General features: G+C 65.7%; 5 protein-coding genes. All 5 read left to right on the top strand.

Annotated features, from left to right (window positions below; all coding sequences use genetic code 11):
• Entirely contained in the window at positions 1–705 is a 705-nt protein-coding gene (gene pcaH, locus V7080_RS24675) for a protocatechuate 3,4-dioxygenase subunit beta (RefSeq protein ID WP_334191021.1), read from the top strand.
• A gap of 1 nt (position 706) precedes the next feature.
• Positions 707–1,288: a protocatechuate 3,4-dioxygenase subunit alpha gene (pcaG, locus tag V7080_RS24670; RefSeq protein WP_334191020.1), complete on the top strand. Its 582-nt coding sequence runs from the start codon at positions 707–709 to the stop codon at positions 1,286–1,288.
• A gap of 58 nt (positions 1,289–1,346) precedes the next feature.
• Positions 1,347–2,714, top strand: a complete 1,368-nt coding sequence (locus tag V7080_RS24665) for a 3-carboxy-cis,cis-muconate cycloisomerase (protein ID WP_334191019.1) — start codon at positions 1,347–1,349, stop codon at positions 2,712–2,714.
• A gap of 13 nt (positions 2,715–2,727) precedes the next feature.
• On the top strand, positions 2,728–3,531 hold the full coding sequence (gene pcaD / locus V7080_RS24660; protein WP_334191018.1) for a 3-oxoadipate enol-lactonase: 804 nt from the start codon (positions 2,728–2,730) through the stop codon (positions 3,529–3,531).
• Positions 3,524–3,889 (top strand): 4-carboxymuconolactone decarboxylase (pcaC, locus tag V7080_RS24655; protein ID WP_334191017.1); only part of this gene is annotated, 366 nt, incomplete at its 3' end. The genes pcaD and pcaC, both read left to right, overlap by 8 nt.

Raw genomic sequence — 3,889 nt, 5'->3', positions numbered from 1 at the left:
ATGCCCACCATCCCCCAATACCGCCGTCCCGCGGCCGGCACCCAGCCCGATTACCGCTGCGACACCTACGTGTCGACCCACAAGCGCTCGCCATCCAGGCCGCTGATCCTGCTGCCGCAAACCTTGTCCGAAATCACCGGCCCGGTTTTCGGCCATGACATCGTCCGGCCGACCGACAGCGACCTGACGAAACAGCATGCCGGCGAGCCGCTCGGTGAGCGCATCGTCGTCTGCGGCCGTGTGCTGGACGAGGACGGCAGGCCGGTGCGCAACACTTTGCTGGAAATCTGGCAGGCCAATGCCGCCGGCCGCTACACCCACAAGAACGATCTTCACGACGCGCCGCTCGATCCGAACTTTGGCGGCGGCGGACGGGCGATGACCGACAAGGACGGGTATTACCGCTTCATCACCATCAAGCCGGGCGCCTATCCCTGGCGCAACCACCACAACGCATGGCGGCCGGCGCATATTCACTTCTCGCTGTTCGGCGATGCATTCGCCACCCGGCTGGTGACGCAGATGTATTTTCCCGGCGATCCGCTGCTGCCCTTCGATCCGATCTTCAATGCCACCGCCGACGAACAATCGCGCAACCGGCTGGTGTCGGCATTCGATTGGGAACACACGGTGCCGGAGGTCGCGCTCGGCTACCGCTTCGATATCGTGTTGCGCGGACGCGATGCGACACCGATGGAGACATGACATGCGCCTGCACATGACCGCATCGCAAACCGTCGGGCCCTTCCTGCATATCGGGATGGATGGCCTGAACAACGACAACCTCGCCGCCGACGGCGTCACCGGCGAACGGATCGGCATCGCCGGACGCCTGTACGACGGCGACGGCAAGCCGGTATCGGATGGCGTGATCGAGATCTGGCAAGCCAACGCGCATGGCAGGTACGCCCATCCGGAGGATGCCCGCCCGTTGCCGCTGGAACCGAACTTCACCGGCTTCGGGCGCATCCCCACCGACGAGAACGGGCAATTCAGCTTCATGACGGTGAAGCCCGGTAGCGTACCCGGCCCGGACGGCACGCCGCAGGCGCCGCACATCGTCGTGTCGGTGTTCGCGCGCGGACTCATCAAGCGGCTGGTCACGCGCATCTATTTTCCCGACGATCCCGCCAACGCCGGCGACCCGGTATTGGCGTTGGTGCCGGCGGAGCGGCGCGGGACGCTGATTGCCCGCCACATCGATGGCAGGGATGGGGCGCTGGAATGGAATATCCTGATCCAGGGCGACTGGCATGGCCAGGGCGAAACCGTTTTCTTCGATGTCTGATGGCGACGCATGACCTCATGCCGGCGTCCCTTCCGTTTTGCCCTTTAAAGGAGTCGCCATGCCACCACCGCCGCTTGTCACCCTGACCGCGCCGATGTTTTGCGGCGACTCGATGCCGGAGATATTTTCGGCGCGCGCCTGCGTGCAGGGCATGCTGGACTTCGAGGCCGCGCTGGCGCGGGCCGAGGCCCGTGCGGGTGTCATTCCGCAAACGGCAGTCGAGCCGATCGGTGCCAAATGCAATGCCTCGCTGATTGACCTGCCGCAGCTGGCGCAGGCGGGCGCGTCGGCCGGGAACCTCGCCATACCGCTGGTCAGGCAGCTCACCGCGCTGGTCGAACGCGACGACAAGGACGCATCAAAATTCGTGCATTGGGGCGCCACCAGCCAGGATGCGATCGATACCGGCCTGGTGCTGCAACTGCGCAAGGCGCTCGACCTGATCGACGCCGACCTGGTGCGGCTGGCGAACGCGCTTGCATCGCAGGCGCACACACACCGCAATACGCCACTGGTGGGCCGTACCTGGATGCAGCATGCGCTGCCGATCACCTTCGGCCTGAAGGCGGCCGGCTGGCTCGATGCACTGCATCGCCATCAGGACCGGCTGGCGGACATGCGCCGGCGCGTGCTTACACTGCAATTTGGCGGGGCCGCCGGGACGCTCGCCAGCCTCGGCGACCAGGGCATGCCGGTGGCACAGGCGCTGGCGGGGGAACTGCAACTCGCCTTGCCTGACACGCCCTGGCATACCCATCGCGACCGCATGGCGGAAACCGCGACCGTGCTCGGCATGCTGACCGGCACGCTCGGCAAGATGGCACGCGATATCTCGCTGCATATGCAGACCGATGTCGCAGAAGCCGCCGAACCGGTCGCGCATGGACGCGGCGGATCGTCCACCATGCCGCACAAGCGCAATCCGGTCGGCAGCGCGGCGGCGCTGACCGCCGCGCTGCGGGTGCCCGGCCTGGTCGCCACCATGCTGGCCGGCATGGTGCAGGAACATGAACGCGCTCTCGGCGGCTGGCAGGCCGAGTGGGATACGCTGCCGGAAATCGTCCAGCTCACCGCCGGCGCGCTGCAACAGATACGGCAGGTGGCGGAAGGCCTGACGGTGGATGCGGTGCGCATGCGCGCCAACCTCGATGCGACCGGCGGCCAGATCATGGCCGAAGCGGTGACCCTCGCACTCGGCGCGTCGATCGGCCGGCTGGCCGCGCACCAATTGGTGGAAGCGGCCTGCCATCGTGCCGCCGGAGAAGGGCGCCACCTGCGCGACGTGCTGCTGGCCGATCCGGCGATCAGCGCCGAGCTGTCGCCACGGCAGATCGACCGCCTGCTCGACCCTGTCAACTATCTCGGACAGGCGGCGGCCTTCGTCGACCGCGTCCTTCATACCCATCACCAGCGAAACGAACGTTAACGGAGAACCCGAAATGCCTTTTTTCGACAGCAAGGATGTGCGTTTGCATTACCGCATCGACGGACGCCTGGACGACGAGCACGCGCCATGGCTGATCCTGTGCAACTCCCTCGGCACCCGGCTCGACATGTGGGAACCGCAAATGGCCGCGCTGCGGCGTGACTTCCGCGTATTGCGATACGACACCCGGGGGCATGGCGATTCGGGCGTGCCGGTAGGTCCCTACGATATCGCGCAGCTCGGTGGCGATGTCATCCGCCTGATGGATCATGTCGGGATTTCCCGGGCCCATTTCTGCGGGCTGTCGATGGGCGGCATGACCGGGCTCTGGCTCGGCATCAACAAGCCGGAACGCATCGACCGGCTGGCGCTGTGCAATACCGGCGCGAAAATCGGCACGGCGGAAGTCTGGAATGCGCGCATCGAGACAGTGAATGCGCAAGGCATGGCCGCCATCGTTCCCGCGGTCTTGGAGCGCTGGTTCACGTCGGGCTATCGGCAACAGGCGGAGAAGGAGATCGAGCAGGTGCGGCAGATGCTGCTGCAGACGCCCGCCGCCGGCTATACCGCCAACTGCGCCGCGGTGCGCGACATGGATCAGCGTGACGGCGTTGCACTGATTACCGCGCCGACGCTGGTGATTGCCGGCACGCATGACCTCGCAACGACGCCGCAGGACGGCAAGTTCATCGCCGACCGGGTCGCCGGTGCGCGCTATGTCGAGCTGGACGCGGCGCATTTATCGAACTGGGAACAGGCGGATATCTTCACCCGTACCCTGGTGGAATTCCTGTCCGAAGGAGCGGCCCGTGGATGACCAGGAGCGGCATGCCAACGGGATGCAAGTACGCCGCGCGGTGCTGGGCGACGCGCATGTCGACCGCGCGCAGGCGAAGCTGAACGATTTCAACGGCGAATTCCAGGACCTGATCACGCGGTATGCATGGGGTGAAATCTGGACCCGTCCTGGCCTGCCGCGCCATACGCGCAGCCTGCTGACGATCATGGCAATGGTGGCGCTGAACCGGGAAGAGGAGTTGAAGCTGCATTTGCGGGCCGCGGCCAACAACGGCGTCAGCAGGGAAGAGATCAAGGAAGTGCTGCTGCAGGCGGCGATTTATTGCGGGGTGCCGGCGGCGAATTCGGCGTTTAGATTGGCGGGGGAGGTGTTTGGG

Origin of the sequence: Noviherbaspirillum sp. (assembly GCF_036846085.1) — a bacterium.
Lineage (GTDB): Bacteria > Pseudomonadota > Gammaproteobacteria > Burkholderiales > Burkholderiaceae_D > Noviherbaspirillum.
The sequence above is the reverse complement of the archived record's forward strand: the minus strand, read 5'-3'. Positions and strand labels throughout refer to the sequence as shown.